The 22,791-nt window shown below is 73.7% G+C and carries 20 protein-coding genes and 2 pseudogenes; 14 read left to right on the plus strand and 8 right to left on the minus strand.

The features are described from left to right. Window positions 1–647 precede the first annotated feature (647 nt). Genes ACWCYO_RS35200 through ACWCYO_RS35210 form a run of 3 tightly spaced genes read left to right on the plus strand, consistent with a single transcriptional unit; the run spans window position 648 to window position 2,023 of the window. The gene (locus ACWCYO_RS35200; RefSeq protein WP_270149442.1) at window positions 648–878 is read left to right on the plus strand and encodes a hypothetical protein; all 231 of its coding nucleotides are present in this window, start codon (window positions 648–650) and stop codon (window positions 876–878) included. Window positions 879–917: 39 nt separating this feature from the next. After that, a complete protein-coding gene (locus tag ACWCYO_RS35205) occupies window positions 918–1,424 on the plus strand; it encodes a hypothetical protein (protein ID WP_449786503.1) in 507 nt (168 codons plus the stop codon). Further along, complete coding sequence (locus tag ACWCYO_RS35210) at window positions 1,421–2,023, plus strand: class I SAM-dependent methyltransferase (RefSeq protein ID WP_449786504.1); 603 nt, start codon at window positions 1,421–1,423, stop codon at window positions 2,021–2,023. Before ACWCYO_RS35205 ends, ACWCYO_RS35210 begins: the two co-directional genes overlap by 4 nt. Window positions 2,024–2,110: 87 nt before the next feature. On the opposite strand, the gene ACWCYO_RS35215 is transcribed toward ACWCYO_RS35210, so the two are convergent. Continuing rightward, complete coding sequence (locus ACWCYO_RS35215; protein ID WP_270149447.1) at window positions 2,111–3,058, minus strand: patatin-like phospholipase family protein; 948 nt, start codon at window positions 3,056–3,058, stop codon at window positions 2,111–2,113. A gap of 247 nt (window positions 3,059–3,305) precedes the next feature. Here ACWCYO_RS35215 and ACWCYO_RS35220 point away from each other — a divergent pair, with 247 nt between their 5' ends. Next, a complete protein-coding gene (locus ACWCYO_RS35220; RefSeq protein WP_449786505.1) occupies window positions 3,306–4,067 on the plus strand; it encodes a hypothetical protein in 762 nt (253 codons plus the stop codon). A gap of 47 nt (window positions 4,068–4,114) precedes the next feature. Here ACWCYO_RS35220 and ACWCYO_RS35225 read toward each other — a convergent pair whose 3' ends face one another. Continuing rightward, window positions 4,115–4,765 carry a histidine phosphatase family protein gene (locus ACWCYO_RS35225; RefSeq protein WP_449786506.1) on the minus strand — a complete coding sequence of 217 codons (651 nt, stop codon included), beginning with the start codon at window positions 4,763–4,765 and terminating at the stop codon, window positions 4,115–4,117. A 75-nt stretch (window positions 4,766–4,840) separates the two neighbouring features. Beyond that, the gene (locus ACWCYO_RS35230) at window positions 4,841–5,749 is read right to left on the minus strand and encodes an aldo/keto reductase (RefSeq protein WP_449786507.1); all 909 of its coding nucleotides are present in this window, start codon (window positions 5,747–5,749) and stop codon (window positions 4,841–4,843) included. A 94-nt stretch (window positions 5,750–5,843) separates the two neighbouring features. On the opposite strand from ACWCYO_RS35230, the gene ACWCYO_RS35235 reads away from it, so the two are divergent. The 3 genes and pseudogenes from ACWCYO_RS35235 to ACWCYO_RS35245 all read left to right on the plus strand — a co-directional run bounded on the left by ACWCYO_RS35235 (window position 5,844) and on the right by ACWCYO_RS35245 (window position 8,623). After that, window positions 5,844–6,821: a DUF5937 family protein gene (locus ACWCYO_RS35235; protein WP_405000851.1), complete on the plus strand. Its 978-nt coding sequence runs from the start codon at window positions 5,844–5,846 to the stop codon at window positions 6,819–6,821. 17 nt (window positions 6,822–6,838) lie between these two features. Continuing rightward, window positions 6,839–7,534: pseudogene (locus ACWCYO_RS35240) on the plus strand (D-2-hydroxyacid dehydrogenase family protein); the annotation flags it as partial. A 42-nt stretch (window positions 7,535–7,576) separates the two neighbouring features. Next, on the plus strand, window positions 7,577–8,623 hold the full coding sequence (locus ACWCYO_RS35245; RefSeq protein WP_449786508.1) for a hypothetical protein: 1,047 nt from the start codon (window positions 7,577–7,579) through the stop codon (window positions 8,621–8,623). Window positions 8,624–8,633: 10 nt separating this feature from the next. Here ACWCYO_RS35245 and ACWCYO_RS35250 read toward each other — a convergent pair whose 3' ends face one another. Beyond that, window positions 8,634–10,226, minus strand: a complete 1,593-nt coding sequence (locus ACWCYO_RS35250) for a M4 family metallopeptidase (protein ID WP_449786509.1) — start codon at window positions 10,224–10,226, stop codon at window positions 8,634–8,636. A 157-nt stretch (window positions 10,227–10,383) separates the two neighbouring features. On the opposite strand from ACWCYO_RS35250, the gene ACWCYO_RS35255 reads away from it, so the two are divergent. Together ACWCYO_RS35255 and ACWCYO_RS35260 are read left to right on the plus strand one after the other, a co-directional pair. Next, on the plus strand, window positions 10,384–10,785 hold the full coding sequence (locus tag ACWCYO_RS35255) for a GNAT family N-acetyltransferase (RefSeq protein ID WP_270149460.1): 402 nt from the start codon (window positions 10,384–10,386) through the stop codon (window positions 10,783–10,785). 19 nt (window positions 10,786–10,804) lie between these two features. Beyond that, the gene (locus ACWCYO_RS35260; RefSeq protein WP_449786510.1) at window positions 10,805–12,133 is read left to right on the plus strand and encodes a hypothetical protein; all 1,329 of its coding nucleotides are present in this window, start codon (window positions 10,805–10,807) and stop codon (window positions 12,131–12,133) included. A gap of 4 nt (window positions 12,134–12,137) precedes the next feature. Here ACWCYO_RS35260 and ACWCYO_RS35265 read toward each other — a convergent pair whose 3' ends face one another. Next, entirely contained in the window at window positions 12,138–14,234 is a 2,097-nt protein-coding gene (locus ACWCYO_RS35265; RefSeq protein ID WP_270149464.1) for an amino acid adenylation domain-containing protein, read from the minus strand. A gap of 226 nt (window positions 14,235–14,460) precedes the next feature. Between ACWCYO_RS35265 and ACWCYO_RS35270 the strand changes: the two genes are divergently transcribed. The 4 genes from ACWCYO_RS35270 to efeU all read left to right on the plus strand — a co-directional run bounded on the left by ACWCYO_RS35270 (window position 14,461) and on the right by efeU (window position 18,822). Beyond that, the gene (locus ACWCYO_RS35270; protein ID WP_449786511.1) at window positions 14,461–15,276 is read left to right on the plus strand and encodes an ABC transporter ATP-binding protein; all 816 of its coding nucleotides are present in this window, start codon (window positions 14,461–14,463) and stop codon (window positions 15,274–15,276) included. A 140-nt stretch (window positions 15,277–15,416) separates the two neighbouring features. After that, window positions 15,417–16,565 (plus strand): iron uptake system protein EfeO, encoded by a 1,149-nt coding sequence (efeO, locus tag ACWCYO_RS35275; RefSeq protein ID WP_270149466.1) that lies wholly within the window; start codon window positions 15,417–15,419, stop codon window positions 16,563–16,565. Window positions 16,566–16,637: 72 nt separating this feature from the next. Continuing rightward, the gene (gene efeB / locus ACWCYO_RS35280; RefSeq protein ID WP_270149468.1) at window positions 16,638–17,942 is read left to right on the plus strand and encodes an iron uptake transporter deferrochelatase/peroxidase subunit; all 1,305 of its coding nucleotides are present in this window, start codon (window positions 16,638–16,640) and stop codon (window positions 17,940–17,942) included. Between the two features lie 34 nt (window positions 17,943–17,976). Next, window positions 17,977–18,822: an iron uptake transporter permease EfeU gene (gene efeU / locus ACWCYO_RS35285; protein ID WP_270149470.1), complete on the plus strand. Its 846-nt coding sequence runs from the start codon at window positions 17,977–17,979 to the stop codon at window positions 18,820–18,822. A gap of 67 nt (window positions 18,823–18,889) precedes the next feature. Here efeU and ACWCYO_RS35290 read toward each other — a convergent pair whose 3' ends face one another. After that, window positions 18,890–19,165 carry a hypothetical protein gene (locus ACWCYO_RS35290; RefSeq protein ID WP_270149471.1) on the minus strand — a complete coding sequence of 92 codons (276 nt, stop codon included), beginning with the start codon at window positions 19,163–19,165 and terminating at the stop codon, window positions 18,890–18,892. A 151-nt stretch (window positions 19,166–19,316) separates the two neighbouring features. On the opposite strand from ACWCYO_RS35290, the gene ACWCYO_RS35295 reads away from it, so the two are divergent. Further along, window positions 19,317–19,991, plus strand: coding sequence for a DUF4232 domain-containing protein (locus tag ACWCYO_RS35295; RefSeq protein WP_449786512.1), 675 nt, complete (start codon window positions 19,317–19,319; stop codon window positions 19,989–19,991). Between the two features lie 71 nt (window positions 19,992–20,062). Here the strand turns inward: ACWCYO_RS35295 and ACWCYO_RS35300 are convergent, their stop codons facing one another. Next, window positions 20,063–22,627 (minus strand): ABC transporter permease, encoded by a 2,565-nt coding sequence (locus tag ACWCYO_RS35300; RefSeq protein ID WP_449786513.1) that lies wholly within the window; start codon window positions 22,625–22,627, stop codon window positions 20,063–20,065. Window positions 22,628–22,674: 47 nt separating this feature from the next. Beyond that, window positions 22,675–22,791 (minus strand): annotated as a pseudogene (locus ACWCYO_RS35305) (ABC transporter ATP-binding protein); the annotation flags it as partial.

Raw genomic sequence — 22,791 nt, forward strand, 5'->3', positions numbered from 1 at the left:
GGGGGGGGGGGGGGGGGGGGGGGGGGGGGTGGGGGGGGGGGGGGGGGGGGGGGGGGGGGGGGGCCGCGCGCGCCCGGCGCCCGGGCCCCCCCCCCGACGGGGTGGCCGGGTCGTCGCCGCTCGCGCCGCTAGCGCCGCTCGCCAGGGCGTCCTGCGGGGTGCCGTCCGGACCCGTGCCGTCCCGGCCGGTGCCGTCCCGGCCGGGGGAGGGCACCGGGGACGGTGCGGGCGTGCCGTCCAGCAGCCGGTCCGTCGGGGTGGTGGACGGCGAGGCGCCCGACACGGCCGTCACATGGATGTCGTCCCCCGAGCCCGGTCCGCACATCACCAGCACGCCCGCCAGCACGGCGAGCGTCCCGCCCGCCGCCACCGCCCAGGCCTTCCGCGAACGGCGCGGCGGCACCGGGGCCACCGGCGGAAACGGCTCGGACGGGCCCGCTTGGGGCGGGATCGGGACCGGCGGCGGCTGCCAGGCGTTCGGCGGCCACTGCCACTGTCCTCCGGTGGGCTGCTCAGTCATCTGTTCGTCCTTCCAGCGCGCCCCCGCCGTACCTTTCCGTGCTCAACGAGCGCGCCGACGCCGGGACATGACCCGGAAGAGGGGTCTGAACGGGCGTGAATTGCCACCGCGCCACATGCTGGGGGTCATGGAGACCAACAGCACGACCGCACACCTGGTCGAGGTGGCCGAGTTCCGGACCGACAGCCGCTACCGCCTGGTCCACTTCGAGGGCCACGGCTGGGAACCGCTCGCCCCCGAGGAGTTCGAGCCCCGGATCCACCAGCTCTTCCCCGGCCTCGACCCGCACGACCCGGTCAAGGTGCACTGGGCCGACCGCCCCTGGGAATGGCCGGCCTGGCACCCCGGTGAGGCCTGACGCGCTGGTCACCGAGCCGCCGTTCGCTACGCTTTCCGGGTGAGCGTGGATCACTTCTGGCGCCTTCTGCCGGGTCAGGCCCTGGACGCCTGTTCGCCCGAGGAGCTCGGCGAACTGGTGCCCCGGCGCCGCGACCTCCGGTACGACCGGCTCGCCGCCGACGGACTCGCCCTCGGCGTGCGGCAGACCGCCGCCCTGATGGAACTCGCGCTCACCGAGAACGGGCTGCACCCCGACCCGGCCGCCCGGCTGCCCGTCTACGGCGGCGCCCCGCGCGAAGCCGGGGCCGGGATGCCGGTGCTGCGCCCCGAACAGGTCGCCGCCGCCTCCACCTTCCTGCGCGACTCGGCGCTCGGCGAACTCGTCCGCCAGCAGGACACCGTGCTCGCCCGCCGGGTCGCCCAACTCGACTCCGCGCCACCCTGGTCGGAGAGCTGGGCCGCCCGCGTCGTCAACGACCTGCGCGAACTGCGGGACTTCTTCGCGGGCGCGGCCGCCGCCGGGGACGCGGTGGTGGTACGGGAGTCGGAAGGAATACCCCGGTGAGCAACCCGAGTACGGCGGGCTACGGCGAGGCGGCGGCGCAACTCGCCGTCCAGTACGAGAGCGTGGCCTTCACCGAGGTCCACCACTCGCGCCTGCACCTCTACCCGGCCGCCCCCGCCGCAGTCCTGGACGTCGGCGCCGGCACCGGACGCGACGCCGCCGCCCTCGCCGCCCTCGGCCACCGGGTGGTGGCGGCCGAGCCGACACCCGAACTCCGCACCGTCGGCGAACGCCTGCACCCGGACGCGGGCATCCGCTGGGTCGCGGACGAGCTGCCCGCACTGCCCCGGCTCAGCGCCGAGGGCGAGCACTTCGACCTCATCCTGCTCACCGCGGTCTGGATGCACCTCACCCCCGCCGAAGGCCCGCCCGCCATGGCCACCCTGGCCCGCCTGCTCGCCCCCGGCGGCCGCCTCGCCCTCACCCTCCGCCACGGCCCCGTCCCACCCGGCCGCCGGATGTTCGACCTCCCACCCGAGCACACGATCACCCTGGCGCAGTCCCACGGTCTCCAGCTGCTCCACCGCGGCAGCCGCTGCGACCTGCACGGCCGGGAGGACGTCAGCTGGACCGAGCTGGTCCTCGAGCGCGGGCACTGACCGACGACCCCCCGGGCACGGGTCGACGGCCCCGGGCACTGACTGGCGGCCCCGGGTACGGGCCGGGGCCGCCGGTGGCCGTGGACGTCAGCGCCAGAACTCGGCGAGCCGCCCGGCCAGAGCCCGGCCCTGGTCGTAACCGGCTCGGGCGGCGGGCGGACGCGTCGACAGGTCCATCATGTCGGTCCCGAACGCCTTGAGTGCGGCGTCGTCGGGGAAGACCGTCTCGACGCTGCTGCCGGCCGCGCGGAGCTCGTCGACCTGCGCCGCGAGCTGCATGCGCCACTCCAACGGATGCCGCGTTCGACCGCCGAAGGGCGACAGCACCAGCACCCTCGCGTGCCCGGCCGCCAGGTCGGCGTTCTCGTTGCGTCGGTAGCCGCCGTCGATGTACCGGCTGTCGCCGATGCCGTACGGCGGCACGCCGAAGCCGCTGGACGTGCTGGCGGCGACGGCGTCCACCAGGTCGACTCCGCTGTGGCGGTCGAACACGACCGGCTCACCGGTGCGGGCGTCGACCGCCGTGATGAGCACCGGTCGCTGCGGCCAGTGCGCACCGGGAAGCCGTGCCGCGACCGTGGCGCGCCACCGCGCCGCCCCGGAGCCGTCCGACGCCGCGTCCAGCTCGAGCGCCGCCGCACCCATCCGGCGGCGCATGTCGGCCGCGTCCGCGGCGGCGGCGATGATCCGGTTCGTCACCTCCAGGTAGTTCGCCACCGGGACGAGGCGACCGCGACCACCGCCGGGGCCGACCGGACCGGTCCGCTGCGGGGGCGCGGCGGACAGGATGGCGGCGTACAGGTCGGTCGCGGTCGTGCCGGTGAGCTGGGCCGCGGCCGTCGCCCCGGCCGACGTTCCGACGGTCAGATCGGCCTCGGTCACATCCAGCCCGGCATCGAACAGACCGGCGATGACGCCGATCTCCCACGCGTTGCCGGCCGATCCACCGCCGTGCAGGACCAGGGCGCGCTCACCCGCGGCACGCAGCCGCTTCGTCGCGTCGACCTGCGGAGTCGAAGAAGGTGTGGTGTTCATGGGAGTCGCCTTTCGCGAATTGCCTGGCGGCGCTCCCGGCGGCGACTACTTCAGCCGCGCGATCGTGGACTGCGGGGGAGCACCCATTACGGACACTGCTGCGTTCACGGGGCTCACCTCCTGCTGCTGGATCACGACCACCGGGAAGCTAACACCCCGGCGAGACGGCACGCAACCGGATTTCGCCGCACCTCGGACTCGGGCAGCGGGTGCTCCCGGGACGGTGCGCGCCGCTACGATGCGCGCCGTGATCCTCGCTGTTGACGTGCACTCGCATGCTTACCAAATCGGACAGTACTCGGCCGAGTGGGGCATACCAGCCCTGATCGTGGTCGTTCTCGCCTGGTCGTCCACCCGCACCTGGCGCAATCCCGTCGCGCACGGCCTCGAGGAGGCGCCCCGGGTCGCGGCACTGCGGAGGAGGCGTGGGTACGTCAGCATTCTGGCCACCGTTCTCGCCGCCGGTGCCGTGGTGGCCGCGGTGCTCGTCGAGGTGGGCACGGACCCCGACTACGGACCGGTGGCCGAGTCCGCTCCGGCGGCCGAGTCCACTCCGGCCGGGCGCACCGTCGAGGCTCCGGAGGCGGCCGCCGGCTACCACCTGATCACCGGCGAGGCCGCGGCCGCGCTGGCGGCCCGGATGCCGAGCGCGAGCCCCGAGCACTACTGGTTCTACTCGGCCACGCCGGGCGGCACCCGGCCGACCCTGATGCTCAGCGCCTCCACCGCGGAGTGGAATCCCAAGCTGGCCAAGGAGAACGCCGCCCACTCCGCCGCCTGGGGCCTGCGCAACTTCTTCGCGGGCGCCCGGATCGACGATCCCCAGGACGTCGACGCCGGTCCGTTGGGCGGGGCCATGCAGTGCGGCTACCGGGGTGGGAAGGCCCCGGCGATGATCTGCCGCTGGAACGACGCCTCGACCTCGGGCGCCGTCGCGGTCTTCGACATGACGGACGTCCACCAGGCCGCGGCGATCGCCCTGCAGTTCCGCAACGCGGCGGAGCACTGATGGCCGTGCCCACGGTGAACCGCGGGGCCGGGGAGTAACGCGGCGGGTCAGCAGCGCAGTTCGGGTGGGAAGCCCGTCCAGCGGAGCTCCTCGGGGAGGTGGCTCTGGTCGTTCAGGAGCAGGACGGAGGAGGGGCGGCCGGGGGTGAAGCGCAGGACGGTGAGGGCCGCGTTGGCGGCGTTCAGGCCGAGCCAGCGCCACCCGGGGGCGTCCAGGGTGTGGCGGACCAGCCAGCCGACCAGGAAGGCGTGGGTGACGACCAGTTCGTGCCGGTCCTCACCGCCCGGGACCGGCCCGGTGAACCGTTCGACTGCGCGGCGGGCCAGTTCCGGGCCCCGGGAGAGCTCCTCCGCCGAGGCGCTGGCGAGGAAGCGCAGCAGGAACTCGGCGCTGTCGGTGGGGAGTTCGGCGGCCGGAGGTACGTAGGGGACGTAGTCGCCGGCTTCCTCGCACACCGACAGCGACGGGCCGTTCAGCTGCTCCCCGATGAGGTGCGCGGTCTGCGCGGCCCGGGGGAGCGGACCGTGGTGCACCGTCGTGATGGGGCGGTTCGCCAGGCGGCGGCCGAGCAGGACGGCCTGGCGGCGTCCGGCGGCGGTGAGTCCGCCGCTGCCGTCCGGGCCGTCCGGGCCGTCCGAGGTGGCCTCTCCGTGGCGGGCGAGGTAGAGGTAGCGGGTGGCGGTGGCGGTGGCGGGCACGGGCGGGCTCCGGGACTTCGCTCGGGAACGGTGGTGTCCCTCAGCGACGCCCGCGGGGCCGGTCCCGGTTCCGGGTCAGCCGGTGTGGGCCCGGTCCAGCAGGGTGAGTTCCGCCGCCGTCAGCCGCAGGGCGCCGGCGGCGATGTTGTCCTCCAGGTGCGCGACGTCGCCGGTGCCCGGGATGGCGAGCACGTGCGGGCCGCGGTGCAGCGTCCAGGCGAGCCGGACCTGGGCGGTGCTGACCCCGCGGGCCTCGGCCACCTCCCGGACCTGGGCGGGTTCGCTCCCGCCGGCGCCGCCCTCCCGTCCGGCGCCCGCGATGGCGTAGAAGGGGACGAAGGCGATGCCCTGCTCGCCGCAGAGCCGCAGCACCTCGTCCTGGGTGGCGGAGGCGCCGATGCCGTACGGGTTCTGCACGCAGGTGACCGGGGCGATGGCCTGGGCCTCGGCGAGGTGGTGGGGCTGGATGTTGGACAGGCCGAGCCGGCGGATCAGGCCGGCCTGCCGCAGCTCGGCGAGCGCGCCGAAGCGTTCGGCGATCGAGTCGCTGCCGAGGATGCGCAGGTTGACCAGGTCGAGGTGGTCGCGACCGAGTTGGCGCAGGTTCTCCTCGACCTGGGCGCGCAGCCCGGCGGGGGTGCGGGCGTGCTCGGTCCACTCCCCGTCGGGACCGCGGGCGGGGCCGACCTTGGTGGCGATCACCAGGTCGTCGGCGTACGGGGCGAGGGCGCGGTTGATCAGCTCGTTGGCGGAGCGCAGCGGGGAGAAGTAGAAGGCGGCGGTGTCGATGTGGTTGACGCCCAGTTCGACGGCCCGGCGCAGCACCCGCAGGGCCTGCTCGCGGTCGCGCGGTACGGCGTCGGGCGTCAGCGCCGGGCCGGTCTGGGGCAGGCGCATCGTGCCGAAGCCGATCCGGTGGACGGCGCGGTCGCCGAGGTTCCAGGTGCCGGAGGCGGCGGCGGTCACGGTGGTGTCGGAAGTCATGCCCGTCATGATCGCTACTGCACTAGCCTGATCGCCACTGATTCGGGAATGTGCGAATCCATCGGGGACGTCCGGGGGTGGGGTGTTGGCGGAGCTGCTGTTCACGGCGGGCGACCTGGCGCGGATGCGGTTCGCGGTCGCCCCGATGTGGGAGATCGGCCCGAGCCTGCGCCTGCTGCGCTCGGGGCTGCCGCACGCCGTCCACGGGCCCTGGGTGGAGCAGGTGCGGCCCCGGCTGTCGGCGCTCGGGCCGGCTTACGGGCTGCTCGCCGAACTCGTGCCGCCCACCGGCTACGTGCCCGACTTCGTCAACCCGGCCCCGGCCGGGCCGGCGCCGACCCTCGCCGAGGAACTCGCCGCGATCCGGGCCACTCCCGCCGGGCAGGTCCGGCGCGACCTCGACCGGCTGGCGGCGGAACGGGGCGCACTCGGCCCCCGGCTGCGGGCCCTGCACGCCGATCCCGGAGCCGGGCTGGCGCGGCTGACCGAGGCGATCGAGGCGTACTGGGAGCTGGCCCTCGCGCCGTACTGGGCGAGGATCCGCGCGGTGCTCGACGCCGACGTGCTGCACCGGGCCCGGCAGGCCGCCGAGCACGGCGCCGCGCGGGTGCTGAACGACCTGCACGCCGAACTGCGGTGGGCGGAGGACACCCTGCGGCTCAGCCACCGCTCCCGCCCGATGTCCCGTCGGGCAACCGGCCCGGGCCTGCTGCTGATCCCCTCCGCCTTCACCGGCCCCGGCCTGTACACCCTGTTCGCCCCGCCGGGCCCGCCCCAACTCGCCTACCCGGCCCGGGGGATCGGCGGCCTCTGGACGACGGAGGCGGCGCCGGCGTCCGGAACCGCGGCCCTCGCGGCGGTGCTCGGCCGCTCCCGCGCCCTGCTGCTCGCCGAACTCGCCGCCCCGGCCTCGACCACCGAACTCGCCCGGCGCACCGGGCTGTCGCCCTCGGCCGTCTCGCAGTACCTGACGGCGCTGCGCGACGCGGGCCTGGTGAGCGCCCACCGCGCGGGCCGCTGGGTGCTGTACGCCCGGACGGCCACGGCGGAGGCACTGCTGAACCGTTCCTGAGCTTGCCGGCCATTCCTGCGGCCGCCGCGGCGCACGGCGTCACGGTCTGCGGCACGGCCAGCTCCGGCACCCCGCCGGTCGAACTGACCTGGGCGCTGCTGCTCGGTCTGGCCCGGGGCATCGTCCAGGAGAGCACCGCGCTGCGCGAGGGCGGGCCGTGGCAGAGCACCGTCGGGGCCGACCTGCACGGGCGGACCCTCGGGGTGCTCGGCCTCGGACGGATCGGCACGCTCGTGGCCAGGGGTGGAGCTCGTCTTCGGCATGGACGTGCTCGCCTGGAGCCGGAGCCTGACGGACGAGCGGGCGGGCCAGGCGGGAGTGCGCCGGGCCGGGTCCAAGGAGGAACTGCTGCGGGAGAGCGACTGCGTCTCGGTCCACCTCGCCTCCACCGCGGACACCCGGGGGCTGATCGGCGGCGCCGAACTCGTCCTGATGAAGCCCGAGGCCTACCTGGTCAACACCTCCCGGGCGGCGATCGTCGACCAGGACGCGCTGCTCGCCGCGCTCACCGAGGGCCGGATCGCGGGCGCCGCCTGGACGTCTTCGACGTCGAGCCGCTGCCCGCCGACCATCGGCTACGCAGCGCGCCCCGGCTGCTGGCCACCTCGCACCTGGGGTACGTCTCGCAGGACAACTACCGGCGGTACTTCGGCGAGGCGGTGGAGGACATCGAGGCCTTCCTCAAGGGGGAACCGATCCGCCGTCTGGGCTGACGCGGGCGCCCGTGGCCCGGCTGCCGCTCGCATACTGACGGTATGACGAGCGGAGACGGCTACCGGGGTAGGGGCCGACGCGGGGTGTTGCGGGCGGGGGCGGCGGCGGTGCTGCTGGGGGCGGTGGGGTGTTCGAGCGGGGGCAAGCCGGTGGCGGCCCCGACGAGTTCGACGGCGACCCCGACCGCACCTCCGACCGCACCCCCGACCCCGCCGCCCACCCCGACGACGACCGCGGCGCCCACCCCAGCCCCGGCCCCGCTGCCCAACCCGCCGCTCTGGCAGCCCGGCCCCGGCGAGATCCAGCCCGACGTCAAGCGCCGCGCCGTCGAGCTGGTCGCCGCGCTCGGCGCCTGGCCGCCGGGCGGGCAGGGCGCGGAGCCGGCCCGGGCGCGGGTGGCGGCGCTCGGGCTGGCGCCGGGGCTGGCGGACCAGGCCGGGCGGCTGGCCCCGCCGGCGGCCGAGGCGAGCCTGGAGGTGGTCGACGCCCAGTACGGCGGGATCCTCGCCGACTCGGCGAGCGTGCTGGTGGTCTGCCGGCAGTGGACCCGGCAGTCGGACGGTTCGGTGGCCGCGGGCGGCATCACCGTGGACGTCCGGCTGAGCCGGGCCGAGCCGCGCTGGAACGTCACCGAGCTGCACCCGGGCGACCCGGGCCCGGCCGCCGCCTCGCCCGCCCCGGCGGTGGCGAAGGTGCTGGCCGAGCCGAGGATCGAGCTGCCGCCCGAGGCGGTGGCCGACCTGCGCAGCGGCACGGTCCACGACACCGTGCCGACGGCGATGCTGCGGCTGGCCGGCCCGTACACGCTGTCGGTGAGCGTGGTGCGCAGCGGCCACCCGTTGGACGTCTTCGGCACGACCCGGCCCAGCGACCATCCGCTGGGCCGGGCCTTCGACGTCTGGCGGATCGACGGCCGGGCGGTGGTGGACCCGGCCACGCCCCGGCAGCTGATCGAGTCCTTCATGCGGGACGCGGCGGCGGCCGGTTCGTACAACGTGGGCGGGCCGGTGGCGATCGCGGGCAGCGGCAACCGGTTCTTCACCGACGACACCCACCACGACCACGTCCACATCGGGTTCAACAGCTAGCCGGACATGGCTAGTTGACGCTGACCGCGCTCCAGGCCGCGGCGATCGCGTTGTACTCGGTGCTGCCGGCGCCGTACAGGTCGCGGGCGGCGTTGAGGGAGGCGGCGCGGGCGCCCTTGTAGTTCGTGGTGGAGGTCATGTAGACGGTCAGCGCGCGGTACCAGATCTTGGCGACCTTCTGGTTGCCGATGCCGGTCACCGTGGAGTCGTCGCAGGTGGGGCTGTTGTAGCTGACGCCGTTGACGGTCTTGCTGCCGTTGCCCTCGCTGGCCAGGTAGAACCAGTGGTTGCCGACTCCGCTGGAGTAGTGGACGTTGAGCTTGCCGACCGAGCTGCTCCAGCAGTCGGCCGAGTGGCCGTCCAGCGAGGGCTTGTCGAAGCGGCGCAGCCACGGGGGCGTGGACTGGTCACTGAACAGGTAGTCGCCGGTGTCGATCTTGTTGTTGGCGTACCACTCGACCATCGTGCCGAAGATGTCGCTGGTGGACTCGTTGAGGCCGCCGGACTCGCCGCTGTAGCGCAGGTTGGCGGTGGCGCTGGTGACGCCGTGGGTCATCTCGTGGCCCATGGTGTCGAGGTCGACCTGCTCGGGGTCGGTGCTGCCGTTGCCGTCGCCGGTCATCATGCAGAAGCAGTTGTCGGACCACTGGGCGTTGTCCCAGTCGGTGCCGACGTGGACGAAGACGGTGGCGCCCTTGCCGTCGTTCTTGATGCCGTTCCGGCCGTGGACGTTCTTGTAGTAGTCGTACGTCCAGGCGGTGTTGGCGTGGGCGTCGACGGCGGCGGTGGCGCGGTCGGTGGAGAACTTCCGGCCGTCGCCCCAGACGTTGGTGGTGCTGGTGAACGGGGTGCCGGAGCTCGCCTTGACCGAACTGGCGGAGAGGTTGCCGGCGTCCTTGGTGACGTGGCCGCGGACGGGGTCGGTGAGGGTGTAGCCGCTGCCGGTCGGTGTGGTGTCGATGGTGACCTGGCCGGTGTACTCGGAGTTCCCGGTGCCGGCGGCCTGGTGCTCGGCGTCGTAGGACTCGATCTGTTCGCCGGTGGTGGCGTCGGTGACGACGATCCGGCCGGCCGGCTGGCCGTGCTCGCCGGTGCCCTCGACGGTGGTCCGCCAGGCGAGCCGGGGCGTGCCGTCGGCGGCCCAGACCACCAGTTCGGGGGTGCTGACGGCGTCCTTGACGCCGGGGGCGGCGGCGAGCGCGTCCGCGGCGCCGGACCGGGCGGGCACCTTGGGGACGGTGGACTTCACGGCGGCGTCGTGGGCGGCCGCGCGGGTGGAGTCCTTGAGCCTGCCGCGGGCGTCCTGGTGGACGACGAGGTCGCCGCCGATCACCGGGAGGCCATGGTAGGTGCGGTCGAAGCGGACGTGCGAGGCGCCGTCGGCGTCGAGGACGACGTCCTTGAGGACGAGGTCCTGGCCCGCGCCGTAGCCGAACACCCCGGGGGCGTGGCTGACGTTGGCGCGGGCCTGGGCGATCGCGGCCTCGCGCGTGGCGGGGGCGGCGGAGGCCGTGGTGCCGGGGACGACGACGGCGGCGAGGGCGGCGGCGACGGCTATGGCTCCGGCCGTGCGGACACGACGGGAGGAGGAGGTGGGGCTCACTCTGGCTCCAGTGGGGGTAGCTGCAGGGAAAAGAGCTGCGACCGAGATTGACGGCGATCAGTCACGTTCAGCTAGAGGAAAGGTCATAACTTTGCCAAGTTGTGTCCTGGTCAAATCAAAAATGATCGGACGTTAACAAGCCGTCTACGCTGCCGCCGTGACGATCGACTACCAGTGGCGCGGCGCGCTCACCGACCCCGAACTCGACACCCTGCACGCCGAAGGCTTCGGCCACCCCGTCGAACCCGGCGGTCGGCTGGCCCGGTTGGAGCGGCACAGCCTCGGCTGGGTAACCGCCCGGCGGGCCGCCGACGGCGCGCTCGTCGGCTTCGTCAACCTCGCCTGGGACGGCGGCGCCCACGCCTTCGTCCTCGACACCGTGGTCTCGCCGGCCGCCCAGCGGCAGGGCATCGCCACCCGGCTGGTCGCCGAGGCCGCCGACGGCGCCCGCGCGGCCGGTTGCGCCTGGCTGCACGTCGACTTCGAACCGCACCTACGCGCCTTCTACCTCGAGGCGTGCGGCCTCCGGCCCACCGACGCGGGGCTGTTGGCGCTCTGAGGGCCTACACTCACCGCTCATGGACGGATGGGTGGGGGCCTGGACCGGCGGGCGGGCGGCGGTCCACATCGGCAACGTCGCGGACTTCAACGCGCAGTTCTTCGCCCCGGGCATGGACGCCGAACAGCGCGCCCGGCGGCTGCGGCAGGCGCACCACTACGCCTGCCTGGCCGTCGGCTACAGCCCGGAACCGGCGGTGCTGGTGCTGCCCGCCGAGGTCGACCGGGAGTGGACCGACTGGCTGGCCCGGGAGTTGGCGTGGGGTCCGGTCGAGGTGCACAGCGGGGTCGCGGACGGCCGGACGCTCGCCGAGGCGCTCGCCGGCCGGCCCGCCCTCGCCGCGCGGATCGCCGACTCCGGTCGCCCGGTGGTCAGTTGGGGCCGTACGCCCGCGCAGGGCGAGGGGCCCGAGCTGGCCGCCGTCCGCCGCTACGAGTCCAAGTCCGCCGCGCACGGGCTGTTCGCCGCCCTGGCGGCCGAGCACCCGGGGATCGTCGTCCCGGCGCAGGAGCGACTGGAGAGCCGCCGCCGCGCCGCCCGTAGGCTGACCGTCCGTGCCGCCCGGGGGCTGACCACCGTACTGAAGAGCCCGCACGGTGTCGGCGGCTACGGCACCGTCGTGGTCGAGCCCGGCGAACTGTTCGCCGCGGGCGGCGGGGGCGCCCTGCTGCGCCGCCTGGTCCGCTCCGAAGTGCTGCCGCCGCAGGGCGAGTTGCTGCTGGAGGAGTACGTCGACCCGGGCCCGGCCGCCCGGCTGCGCGACCTCACCTACGACGCCGTGGTCGGCCCGGACGGCACCGTGCACCCGGTCGGGGCGGGTGCCATGGAGGTGGCCGGCACCCGTTACCAGGGCGTCACCGTCGGCCCCGGCGCCGTCCCGCGGGCCGCCGCCGAGACGGCCCGCGCCTTCGCCCTCGCGGTGGGGGAGCGGCTGGCCGCGGAGGGCTACCGGGGCTGGTACGACGTCGACTTCGTCACCGACCGGCAGCGCCGGCTCGCCCCCACCGAGATCAACCTGCGGCTCACCGGGCCCGCCATCGCCTTCGTGCTGCGCGAACGCCTCGACCAGGTGCGCGGCCCCGGCCACCTGGTCCGCACCCTGGACGCGATGCCGCTCGGCGCCCGGCTCGCCCCCGAGGCGCTGCACGACCACCTCGACCGGCTGCGCCCGCGCTGCGCCCGGCTCGGCGTCATCCTGCTGCCGCTGATCCCGACGGCGGGCCACGACCCGGAGCCCGCCGTCGGCCTCGCCCTCGCCGGGCCGGACGCCGAGGCACTGGACGCCGCGCAGGCCCTGGTCGAGGCGGCCAACCACGCGCTGACCGGGATGTTCGAGGCGCTGCGCTGAGGCCCTACTTCTTGGCCTTCGGCTTGCTCAGCAGGAAGACCACGACCACCACCGCGGCCAGCATCAGTGGGATGTTGAACACGAAGACCATAATCGTCTCGCGCGACCAGTCGGTGGACTCGGTCAGCCGGTACAGGTTGTCCTGCGGCCACCAGGAGGCGAGCAGCCAGAACACCGAGATCCAGGTGAGCAGGGACAGTCGCAGCGAGCGGCCCTGCCGCAGCACCGCAGGGAGGCCGAGGACCAGGAAGGCCACGCCGGCGCCGAAGGCCAGGTTCTCGCACAGGTAGAGCAGCTCGAACCCGAACTGGTAGGCGTTGGGCACCGCCGAGACGTCGGTCGAGCTGGCGAAGAAGGCATCGGTGAACATCCAGGCGAAGAAGGCGCCGCCCAGCACGATGGAGGCCGCGAAGCAGCCCATCGCCTCCCCCTCGGAGAGCATCCCGGGCCTGCCGCCTCCGGCCTTGCCACCGCCCTTCCTGCTGCCGCCCCCCTTGGCCGAGCGCGGCCCGGTGTGCCTCGGCGGGGCCGGCAGCGGCAGGGCGGCGCGGTCCAGCTTGCCGGCCCGGGTGCGCGGCAGCTCGGCGACGGGGATGACGGCGGCGGGCGCGGAGTAGCCGTTGAGCTCCGCCAGCAGGTACTGGGTGAGCGACCAGCCGTCCGTCCCCTCCGGCGTCCCCCGGGCGGGCACCGCGTAGCCGACCAGCACCCGCTGCCCCGGCGTCCGCTCCACCTCGACCACGGCCGCCTCCCGCACCGCCGGGTGGGCGCGCAGCACGCCCTCGGCCCGGGCCGCGGCCTTTACCCGGGTGGTCACCGTGGTGGCCCGCTCCGCGCCGAGCGGACCGACCACGGTCGCGGCGCGGCCGACGAACTCCAGGACGCCGTCCGCCCGCAGCAGCCCGAGGTCGCCGGTGAGCAGCACCCGCCCGTCCGGGTCGAAGTCCGCCCGGACGAAGCGGCGGGCAGTGTCCGCCGGCCGGTTGAGGTAGCCGCGGGTCAGGCCGCCGCCCGCGACGGCGATCTCGCCGACCCGCCCGGGCGCCACCGGGGTGGCGTTCGGGCCCAGCACGTACACCCGGGTGCCGGGGAAGGGCCGGCCGACCAGCGAGACCCGCTCCGCCCCCTCGGCGGCGGCCGCGCCGCGCACCTCGAAGTAGGTGCTGTCGACGGTGGCCTCGGCCAGGCCGTAGACGTTCAGCACCCGGGTGGACCCGCCGAGCAGCCGCTGCAGCGCCAACTGCTCGTCCAGGTACCACTTCTCGGCGCCGACGGTGAGCAGCCGCACCCCCGGCAGCCCGGTGCCGCCCGCCTCCAGCAGGGCGGTGAGGCGGCGCGCGGTGCGGACGTTCAGCTCCATGACGGTGATCCGCTCCTCCGCCACCAGGGCGGGCAGGGCGGCGAGGTCGGCGGTGCGGTCCAGGGTGAGGTTGAACGGGGCGACCACCAGGGTCGCGCCGGTGCACAGCGCGCGGACCCAGTCGGCGGTGAAGACGTCGAACTCCAGGCTCGCGGTCTGCAGGATCCGGTCCTCGGCCGTCAGCCCGTACACCTCGCGCCAACCGGCGTACGCGGCCAGCAGGTTGCGGTGCTCGACCATCGCGCCGGTGGGCAGGCCGGTGGAACCGGAGGTGTAGAACACGCAGGCGAGGTCGCCGGGTTCGACCTCGGGGTGCTCGAACTCCCCGTCCGGCGCGGCCGGTTCGTCGACGCAGACGGGCTCGGACGCGGCCGCGTCGGTCAGTCGCGCCCGGTACCGCTGCTCGGTCAGCACCAGGTCCGGCGCGGCGTCCGCCAGCACGTGCCGCAGCAGCGCGTCGGGCGCGGTCGGCTCCACCGGCACGAACGCGGCACCCGCCTTGAGCACCGCCAGCAACGCGACGTACACCTCGGTGCCCCGGCCCAGCGCGACCGCCGCCCGGCCGCCCGGGGCCAGCCCGCGCCGCGCCAGCACGGCGGCCAGCCGGTCCGCCCGCGCGTCCAGCTCCCCGTACGTCAGTTCCGCCTCGCCGCAGCGCACCGCCACCGCCTGCGGGGCCCGGCGGGCCTGCCGCGCGACCAGCCCGTGCAGGGTCGCCGCCCGCTCCTCGTCCACCGTCATCACGCCTCCCCCTCGTCCCCCTCGGAAAGGCACAATCTTCCTCCCAACTCCCCTCGTGCGACAGCGTTCTGTGGAATCCACCCGGGACCGCTCCGCGTCCACCCCTCGGACGGCCGGGCTCCGCCCCGTCCGGCGGCGGTACGGTGCACACGGACGGTCGGCGCCGGCCCGTCCGGTGCGGCGCCCGACACCCGTACCCTGCCCGGCGCCACGAAACGGAGTCCCCATGAGCCCGTCCTTCGACGGCCCGCTGCTGCGCACCCACGACGTGGACGTCGTGCGCGACGGCCGGCACCTGCTGCGCGGCATCACCCTGGAGATCCAGCCCGGCGAGCACTGGGCGCTGCTCGGCCCCAACGGGGCGGGCAAGTCCACGCTGCTCGCCCTGCTCGGCGCGGTCTCCCACCCCACCCGGGGCACGGTGGACGTGCTCGGGCGCCGGCTCGGCCGGGTGGACATCCGGGAGCTGCGCGCCCACCTCGGGCACGTCAACCCGCGCCACCCGCTGCGCTCGCCGCTGACCGTGCGCGAGGTGGTGCTCACCGGGCACACCAACACCATCGAGCCGGAGTGGCACCGCAAGCCCGCCCCCGAGGCGGTGGAGCGGGTCGAGCAGCTGATCGAGACGCTCGGCATGGCCGCGATGGCCGAGGCCCCGTGGACCACGCTCTCCCAGGGCGAGCGCGGCCGGGCGCTGATCGCCCGCGCGCTGATGCCCAGCCCCCGCCTGCTGCTGCTCGACGAACCCGCCACCGGGCTGGACCTGACCGCCCGCGAGTTGCTGCTGGACAGCCTGGACCTGCTGCGCCACCAGCACCCGGAGCTGGCCAGCGTGCTGGTCACCCACCACCTGGAGGAGCTGCCGGAGAGCACCACCCACGCCCTGCTGCTGCGCGGCGGCGAGGGCGTGGCGGCCGGGACGGTGGACGAGGTGATGACCACCGAGCTGATCAGCGAGACCTTCGGCCACCCGATCCGGATCAGCCGCCACGAGGGCCGCTGGACGGCCCGCGCCGCCGCCCGTCGAGTGCCCGGGAGGTAGCGGGCCGGATCGGCAGGGGGGTGGGTGTCGACGGTAAAGAGTTCTTACGTAAGGTATGCCTTAGCTAAAAAGGAGGCACCGGCCCGGCCGGTGCTTTACCCGGCCTTGGCACCCCCATGCCCTTTTCCGTTGGAGCCCCCATGTCCGCCCGCCGCCGTTCCACCGCAGCCGCGCTGCTCAGCCTCGCCGTGGCGACCGCCGCCCTGGCCGGCTGCGCCTCGAAGAAGGACGACAAGGCGGGCGGCGCGGACGCGGTCAAGGTCAACGCCACCGACACCGCCTGCGAGGTCTCCAGGACCAGCTTCCCGTCCGGCCACGTGGTGCTGGACATCAGCAACAAGGGCTCCAAGACCACCGAGGTCTACGTCTACGCCGCCGGCGACAAGATCGTCACCGAGCGGGAGAACATCGGCCCCGGCACCAAGGCCACCATCAACGCCGAGATCAAGGCCGGCTCGTACGAGATCGCCTGCAAGCCCGGCATGGTCGGCGACGGCATCCGGCAGAAGATCACCGTCACCGGCGAGGGCGGCAGCGCCGCCCCGGCCGACCCGCGCCTGGCCGCCGCCGTCGACGCCTACCGCGCCTACGCCCAGCAGCAGGCCGACGCCACCGTCCCCGCCGTCGAGGCCTTCGCCGCCGCGATCAGGGGCGGCGACCTGGAGAAGGCCAAGTCGCTGTACGCGCCCTCGCGCACCGGCTGGGAGCGCACCGAGCCGGTCGCCGAGAGCTTCGGGGACGTCGACCCCAAGACCGACACCCGCGAGGACAAGCTGGAGCAGGGCCAGGAGTGGACCGGCTGGCACCGGCTGGAGAAGGCCCTCTGGGCCGACGCGAAGATCGGCGACGACGAGAAGAAGCTCGCCGACCAGCTGGTCGCCGACCTCAAGGACTGGCAGAAGAAGATCCCCGCGGCGGAGATCACCGCGACCAGCATGGCCAACGGCGCCAAGGAACTGCTGGACGAGGTCGCCACCAACAAGATCACCGGTGAGGAGGACCGCTACAGCCACACCGACCTGGCGGACTTCCACGCCAACGTCGAGGGCGCGCAGAAGGCCTACGAGCTGCTGAAGCCGGTCGCCGCGGAGAAGGACCCGGAGCTCGCCAGGACGCTCGACTCCGAGTTCGCCGCCATCAACGCCCTGCTGGCCAAGTACCGGCAGACCGACGGTGCCTTCACCCCCTACGACAGGGTCACCGAGGCCGAGCGCAAGACCTTCTCCGACGCGGTGAACTCGCTGGGCGAGCCGCTGTCGAAGCTGGCTGCCGCCGTGGTCGTCAAGTAACAGTCCCGTCAAGTGGCCGGGATCCGGCCGCAGTTCAGTGGTTCCGCAAGAGTGAGAAGGGCCCGCCCGTCGATGGACGCCGAGAACGAGCAGCAGAACGGCACGCCGGCCGCTGCCGACACCACCAACCGGGCCGCGGTCAGCCGACGCGCCGTCATCGGCTGGGCCGGCGCGGGCGTCGCGCTCGGCGCCGCCGCCGTCGGCTCGGTCGCCGCCGCGACCCGGCAGGACTCCGACCCGGTCCCGGCCGCGAACGCGACGACCGGCGGGGAGGTGCCCTTCTACGGCGAGCACCAGGCGGGCATCTCCACCCCGGTCCAGGACCGGCTGCACTTCGCGGCCTTCGACGTCTCCGAGAAGGCCACCCGGGAGTCGCTGGTCAAGCTGCTCAAGGAGTGGACCAAGGCGGCCGCCGCGATGACCGGCGGCCGTGAGGTCGGCACCGGCGCCGTGCCCGGCTCCGCCGAGGCGCCACCGGACGACACCGGCGAGGCGCTCGGCCTGCCCGCCTCCCGGCTCACCCTCACCATCGGCTTCGGGCCGAGCCTGTTCGAGAAGGACGGCATCGACCGCTTCGGCCTCAAGGCCCAGCGCCCCGAAGCCCTGATCGAGCTGCCGAACTTCAAGGGCGACAAGCTCGACCCGCTGCGCAGCGGCGGTGACCTCTGCGTCCAGGCCTGCGCCGACGACCCCCAGGTCGCGGTGCACGCGATCCGCAACCTGGCCCGGATCGGCATGGGCACCGTCAACATCCGCTGGTCCCAGCTCGGCTTCGGCAAGACCTCCTCGACCACCCCGGACGAGCAGACCCCGCGCAACCTGATGGGCTTCAAGGACGGCACCCACAACATCGCGGGCACCGACGCCGCCAACCTGACCGAGCACGTCTGGGCGGCCCCCGGCGACGGCCCGGAGTGGATGACCGGCGGCTCCTACCTGGTCGCCCGGCGGATCCGGATGCACATCGAGACCTGGGACCGCGCCTCGCTCAAGGACCAGGAGGACACCTTCGGGCGCACCAAGGGCGAGGGCGCCCCGTACGGCAGGGCCAAGGAGCACGACGCCCCCGACCTCAAGGCGATGCCCGCGACCTCGCACGTCGCCCTGGCCCACCCGGACGCCAACAACGGCCTGATGATCCTGCGCCGCGGTTTCTCCTTCACCGACGGCACCGACGGCCTCGGCCGCCTGGACGCCGGGCTGTTCTTCCTCGCCTACCAGCGCGACACCCGCAAGGCCTTCGTACCGCTGCAACAGCGGCTCGCGGCCTCCGACAAGCTCAACGAGTACATCCAGCACGTCGGCTCAGCCCACTTCGCCTGCCCGGCGGGCGTGCGCAAGCCGGGGGAGTGGTGGGGCCAGGCCCTCTTCGGATGATCCCGCCCGCTCTCACCACCCCGAGGAGTCAGCCGTGTTCGGCAACTACCTGATCGGCCTGCGCGAAGGCCTCGAAGCCAGCCTGGTCGTCTGCATCCTGATCGCCTACCTGGTCAAGACCGACCGCCGGGACAGGCTGCCGCCGGTGTGGATCGGCGTCACCGCGGCCGTGGTGCTGTCCATGGCCTTCGGCGCGGTGCTGCAGTTCGGCTCCTCGCAGCTCACCTTCGAGGCCCAGGAGGCGCTCGGCGGCTCGCTGTCGATCATCTCGGTCGGGCTGGTGACCTGGATGGTGTTCTGGATGCGGCGCACCGCCCGGCACCTGAAGACCGAGCTGCACGGCAAGCTGGACGCGGCGATCGCGATGGGCACGACCGCCCTGGTGGTCACCTCCTTCCTGGCGGTCGGCCGGGAGGGCCTGGAGACCGCGCTGTTCATCTGGTCGGCGGTGCAGGCCACCGACGACGGCTGGAACCCGCTGCTCGGCGCCGCGCTCGGTCTGCTCACCTCGGTGGTGCTCGGCTGGCTGTTCTACCGGGGTGCGCTGAAGATCAACCTGGCGAAGTTCTTCACCTGGACCGGCGCGATGCTGGTCGTGGTCGCGGCCGGCGTGCTCGCCTACGGCGTGCACGACCTCCAGGAGGCCGGCTGGCTGCCCGGCCTGCACTCGCCGGCCTTCGACATCTCCAGCACCGTCCCCAAGGACAGCTGGTACGGCACCCTGCTCAAGGGCGTGTTCAACTTCCAGCCGGACCCGACCGTCCTGCAGCTGGTGGTCTGGCTGGCCTACCTGCTGCCCACCCTGGCCGTCTTCTTCAACCTGTTCAGCGGCGGCAAGGCCGAGCCCGCCGAGCCCGTCGCCACCAAGCCGGCCGCCTGACCCGGCAGTTCACCACCCACCGCCCCGCCCGGCACCCGCCGGGCGGGGCGGTGTGGTGTGAACGGCCCTAGAGAGCGTGGGTCTTGGACATGAGGAAGAGGACGAGCAGCAGCCCGAAGCCGGCCGCGATGAACGGGCCGAGCGCGAGCTGTCGGTGCGTCCCGGAGACGTTGTGTTCACTCCACAGGTGCGATTCGGCCGTGCCGCGCGCGTCCCAGGACACCCGCCGCTGGTAGTCGCAGCTGTGGCACTCCACGTAGCGCTGGTTGTCCCCGCGCGAGACGATCACCGCCGTGTGCGAGTGCCCGTTCGAGTCCGTGCCCGTGAACCGGCTCGTGATCACGGCCCACCCCCTTGAGCGTAGCTGCCGTTCGCAGTGATCCTTGCACGGACCACTGGCGATTCCCCGGCGCCCATGGAACCACGCCTGCTGCCCCACCGTCCTGCTTTGAGGGGAACAGCCTCGTGCCGATCGCTCACCCGTGGGGGGAAACATGCACGTCCGTCGACCGACCCGGCTACTCGCGGCCAGTGCCGCGGCGCTCGCCGCCGCCGTCCTGCTGACCGCGTGCAACGATGATGCCGGGGCCGGGGCGCTGCCGGCACCGACGGTGACCGTCACCGGGGTGGCGCCCGCCCAGCCGACCGGAGCGGGCAGGACGGCGACCGGCAAGGCGACCGTCCCGGGAGCCACGCCCACCGGGCCGATGGCCACCCAGCCGGTCGGCGCGCGGTGCAGGGCCGACGAACTCGCCGTCACCGTCCAGCTCCAGGAGGCCGGATCGGCCATGGTGCTGCTCACCGTCAAGGGCGACCGCAGTTGCACGCTGTTCGGCTACCCGGGATACGGCGGACTGCGCGCCGACAACAGCGCGGACCCGCTGCCGGTCAAGCGGGAGCCGTACCCCGGGGCGCCCACGGCGGTCACCCTGACGCCGAAGACGACCGCCTTCGCCGGCCTCAAGTGGAACTCCTGCGACAAGGCCGACCCGAGCTGCCACGTGATCACCGGTCTGCAGCTCACCCCGCCGGACGAGACCAAGCAGGTGACCACCGAGGTGCTCGGTCTCGACGGCAAGCCCGTCACCCAACTCCTGGTCTCCGCCCAGGGCCTGACCACCGGCAGCCTGCAGCCCTCGAACCAGGGCGTGGTCTTCCCCAAGTCGTGACGCGTGGCAGCCCCTGGGGGGGGACGGTCGCACCGGACCGTTCCCCCAGGGGCTCCTGTCGTCCGCCCGGACTACTGGCTCTTGATCGCGTCCAGGATGTCAAGCTTCGCCGCCCGGTGGGCCGGCCAGAGTGCGGCCAACAGGCCGATCACGGCGGCGGCGAGCAGGAAGCCGGCGATCTGCAACGGCGGCACCACGGTGGTGATGCCCTTGAGGTCGTCCGCCATGGTCCGAACGCCCGCCCAGGCGACCAGGATGCCGAGGCCCACCCCGACCAGCCCGCCGAACAGCGCGATCAGCAGCGACTCCAGCCGGACCATCCGGCGGATGCCGAGCCGGTCCAGGCCGATCGCCCGCAGCATGCCGATCTCCCGGCGGCGCTCGAACACCGACATCGCCATGGTGTTGACGACACCGAGCACGGCGATCACCACGGACATGCCGAGCAGCCCGTACATCATGTTCAGGATGCTGGTGACGGCCTGGCGGCTCTCCGCCTTGATGTCCTTCTCGCCCTTGACCGCGATCAGCGGGTTGCCGCCGGTCGCGTCGCGCAGCGCCTGCTTCAGCTGCTCGGTCGCGCCGTTCGCGCCCTTGACCAGGACCTTGTTGAGGCCGGAGCCGGGCTGGGCGTGCGGGCCGACCACGGCCTCCGGGGCGAGCACCGGGGCGAGCGCGGTGTCGGCCTCCAGGACGCCGCCGACGGTGAGCGAGCCCTTGCTGCCGTCCGGGTAGGTGACGCTCAGGGTGTCGCCGACCTTGTAGCCGGCGCTCTGGCTGCGGCTCGAACTCACCAGCAGCTTGCCCTGCTTGAGCGCGTCCGCCGAGCCCTCCTTGATCTTGATGGTGGTCAGCTGGTCGATGGTCGTCGCGTCCACGGCGGTCAGCCACTCGCTGTCATCGTCGTTCCGGCCGATGGCCACCGGGACGCCGCGCTCGGTGCTCATCGCGCTGACGCCCGGGGTCCTGGCGATCTGGGCGGCGACCTCGGGGGAGAGCATCGAGAAGTTCTGCATGGCGACCGTGTAGTCGGCCTTGAGGTCGCTCGAAGTGGAGTCGTCGACGGCCTTGTTCACCGAGGCGCCGACCACGGTCAGCGAGGTGATCAGGGTGACGCCGATGGTCAGCGCCGAGGCGGTGGCGGCGGTGCGGCGCGGGTTGCGCACCGCGTTCTCCCGGGCCAGCTTGCCCGGGGTGCCGTACACGGCGCGCAGCAGCGGGGCGAACAGCGCGATCAGCGGCCGGGACAGCAGCGGGGTCAGCACGAACACGCCGATCAGCAGGGCGCCGGCGCCGAGGCCGACCAGCTTGACCTCCTTGCCGCTCGCGCCGGCGGCCAGCGCGCCCGCACCGGCCAGCGAGAACAGCAGCCCGATGGTGTTGCGCAGCCGCAGGCTCTTCTGGGTGGCGGGCTGCTCGACCGAGCTCATCGCCGCCACCGGCGCGATCCGGGAGGCCCGGCGGGCGGGCAGCCAGGCGGCGAGCAGCGTCACCAGCACGCCGACGGCGATCGCGGTGAGGACGGTGGTCGGGGCGATCACCAGCGGGCCGTCCGGCAGGTTGGCGTCCATCGGGCCGTTGAGCAGCGCCTTGAGCCCGACGGCGATCCCGATGCCGGCCAGCAGCCCGGCGACCGAGGCGGTCAGGCCGACCAGCACGGCCTCGACCTTCACCGAGCGGGTGATCTGCCGGCGGGTGGCACCGACGGCGCGCAGCAGGGCCAGTTCCCTGGTGCGCTGGGCGACCAGCATGGTGAAGGTGTTGGCGATGATGAAGATCCCGACGAACAGCGCGATGGCGGCGAAGCCCATCAGGAAGGTGCTCAGGACCTTGGTGCCCCGGGCGATCATCTTGTCCTGCTCGTCGGCCAGTTCGCGGCCGGTCCTGGCCTCGATGCTGTCGCCCTGCGGAAGGGCCTGCTTGACGGCGGCGAGCAGTGCGGTGTCGTCGGTGCCCGGCTTGGCCTTGACGTCCAACTCGGCGAAGCGGCCGGGGCTCAGGTACAACTGCTGGGCGGTGGCGGTGTCGAAGGCGGCCAGCGAGCCGCCGGCCACCACGCGGGGGTCGTTGGTGTGCAGGGTGCCGGTGAGCTTGAGCCGCATCACCGGGCCGTTGACCGCGACCCGGACGGTGTCGCCGACCTTGAAGCCGCCCTTCTCGGCGGTCCTGGTGTCCAGCGCGATCTCGGTGGCGTCCTTGGGGCCGCGGCCCGTGACCAGCGGGTAGCGCGGGTCGGTGCCGTCCGGGCCCGGCACGTAGTTGGTCCCGGTGGTGGAGAAGCCGTTGCCGATCAGCGCGCCCTTGTGGTCGGCGATGCCGGCGAAGCCGCTGACCACGCCGCGCACCTCGGCGGCGCCGGGCAGCGCGGCGACCGTGCGGCGGGTCTCCTCGGTGAGGGTCGGGCCGGTGGCGGCCCGGCCGCCGTGGTCGTAGCCGCGGCTGACGGCCTCGTTGTCGCTGACCGTGACGGCGATGTCGGCGTAGCTCTTGGAGTTCTGGGTCCTGAGCGCCTGGCCCATGGTGTCGGTGAAGACGAGCGTGCCGGCCACGAAGGCGGTGCCGAGCATGACGGCCAGCATGGTCATCAGCAGTCGGCCCTTGTGGGCCAGTACGTTGCGCAGTGCGGTGCGGAACAAGGGGTGTCCTGGGAGTTCGGGGGCGTCGGGTTCGTTCGCTGAGGGGCTCAGCTGGTGCGGCCCTTGGCGTCGAAGCGGCGCATGCGGTCCAGGACGGTGTCGGCGGTGGGGGCGTGGAGTTCGTCGACGATCCGGCCGTCGGCGAGGAAGACGACGCGGTCGGC

Source organism: Kitasatospora sp. NPDC001683, assembly GCF_053596495.1.

Excerpts from the sequence above, each read along its gene's own strand:
- ACWCYO_RS35200 (WP_270149442.1), top strand. The coding sequence starts at position 648 with ATGGAGACCAACAGCACGACCGCACACCTGGTCGAGGTGGCCGAGTTC.
- ACWCYO_RS35215 (WP_270149447.1), bottom strand. The coding sequence starts at position 3,058 with ATGAACACCACACCTTCTTCGACTCCGCAGGTCGACGCGACGAAGCGG.
- ACWCYO_RS35230 (WP_449786507.1), bottom strand. The coding sequence starts at position 5,749 with ATGACTTCCGACACCACCGTGACCGCCGCCGCCTCCGGCACCTGGAAC.
- ACWCYO_RS35245 (WP_449786508.1), top strand. The coding sequence starts at position 7,577 with ATGACGAGCGGAGACGGCTACCGGGGTAGGGGCCGACGCGGGGTGTTG.
- ACWCYO_RS35260 (WP_449786510.1), top strand. The coding sequence starts at position 10,805 with ATGGACGGATGGGTGGGGGCCTGGACCGGCGGGCGGGCGGCGGTCCAC.
- ACWCYO_RS35265 (WP_270149464.1), bottom strand. The coding sequence starts at position 14,234 with ATGACGGTGGACGAGGAGCGGGCGGCGACCCTGCACGGGCTGGTCGCG.
- ACWCYO_RS35270 (WP_449786511.1), top strand. The coding sequence starts at position 14,461 with ATGAGCCCGTCCTTCGACGGCCCGCTGCTGCGCACCCACGACGTGGAC.
- efeO (WP_270149466.1), top strand. The coding sequence starts at position 15,417 with ATGTCCGCCCGCCGCCGTTCCACCGCAGCCGCGCTGCTCAGCCTCGCC.
- efeB (WP_270149468.1), top strand. The coding sequence starts at position 16,638 with ATGGACGCCGAGAACGAGCAGCAGAACGGCACGCCGGCCGCTGCCGAC.
- ACWCYO_RS35295 (WP_449786512.1), top strand. The coding sequence starts at position 19,317 with ATGCACGTCCGTCGACCGACCCGGCTACTCGCGGCCAGTGCCGCGGCG.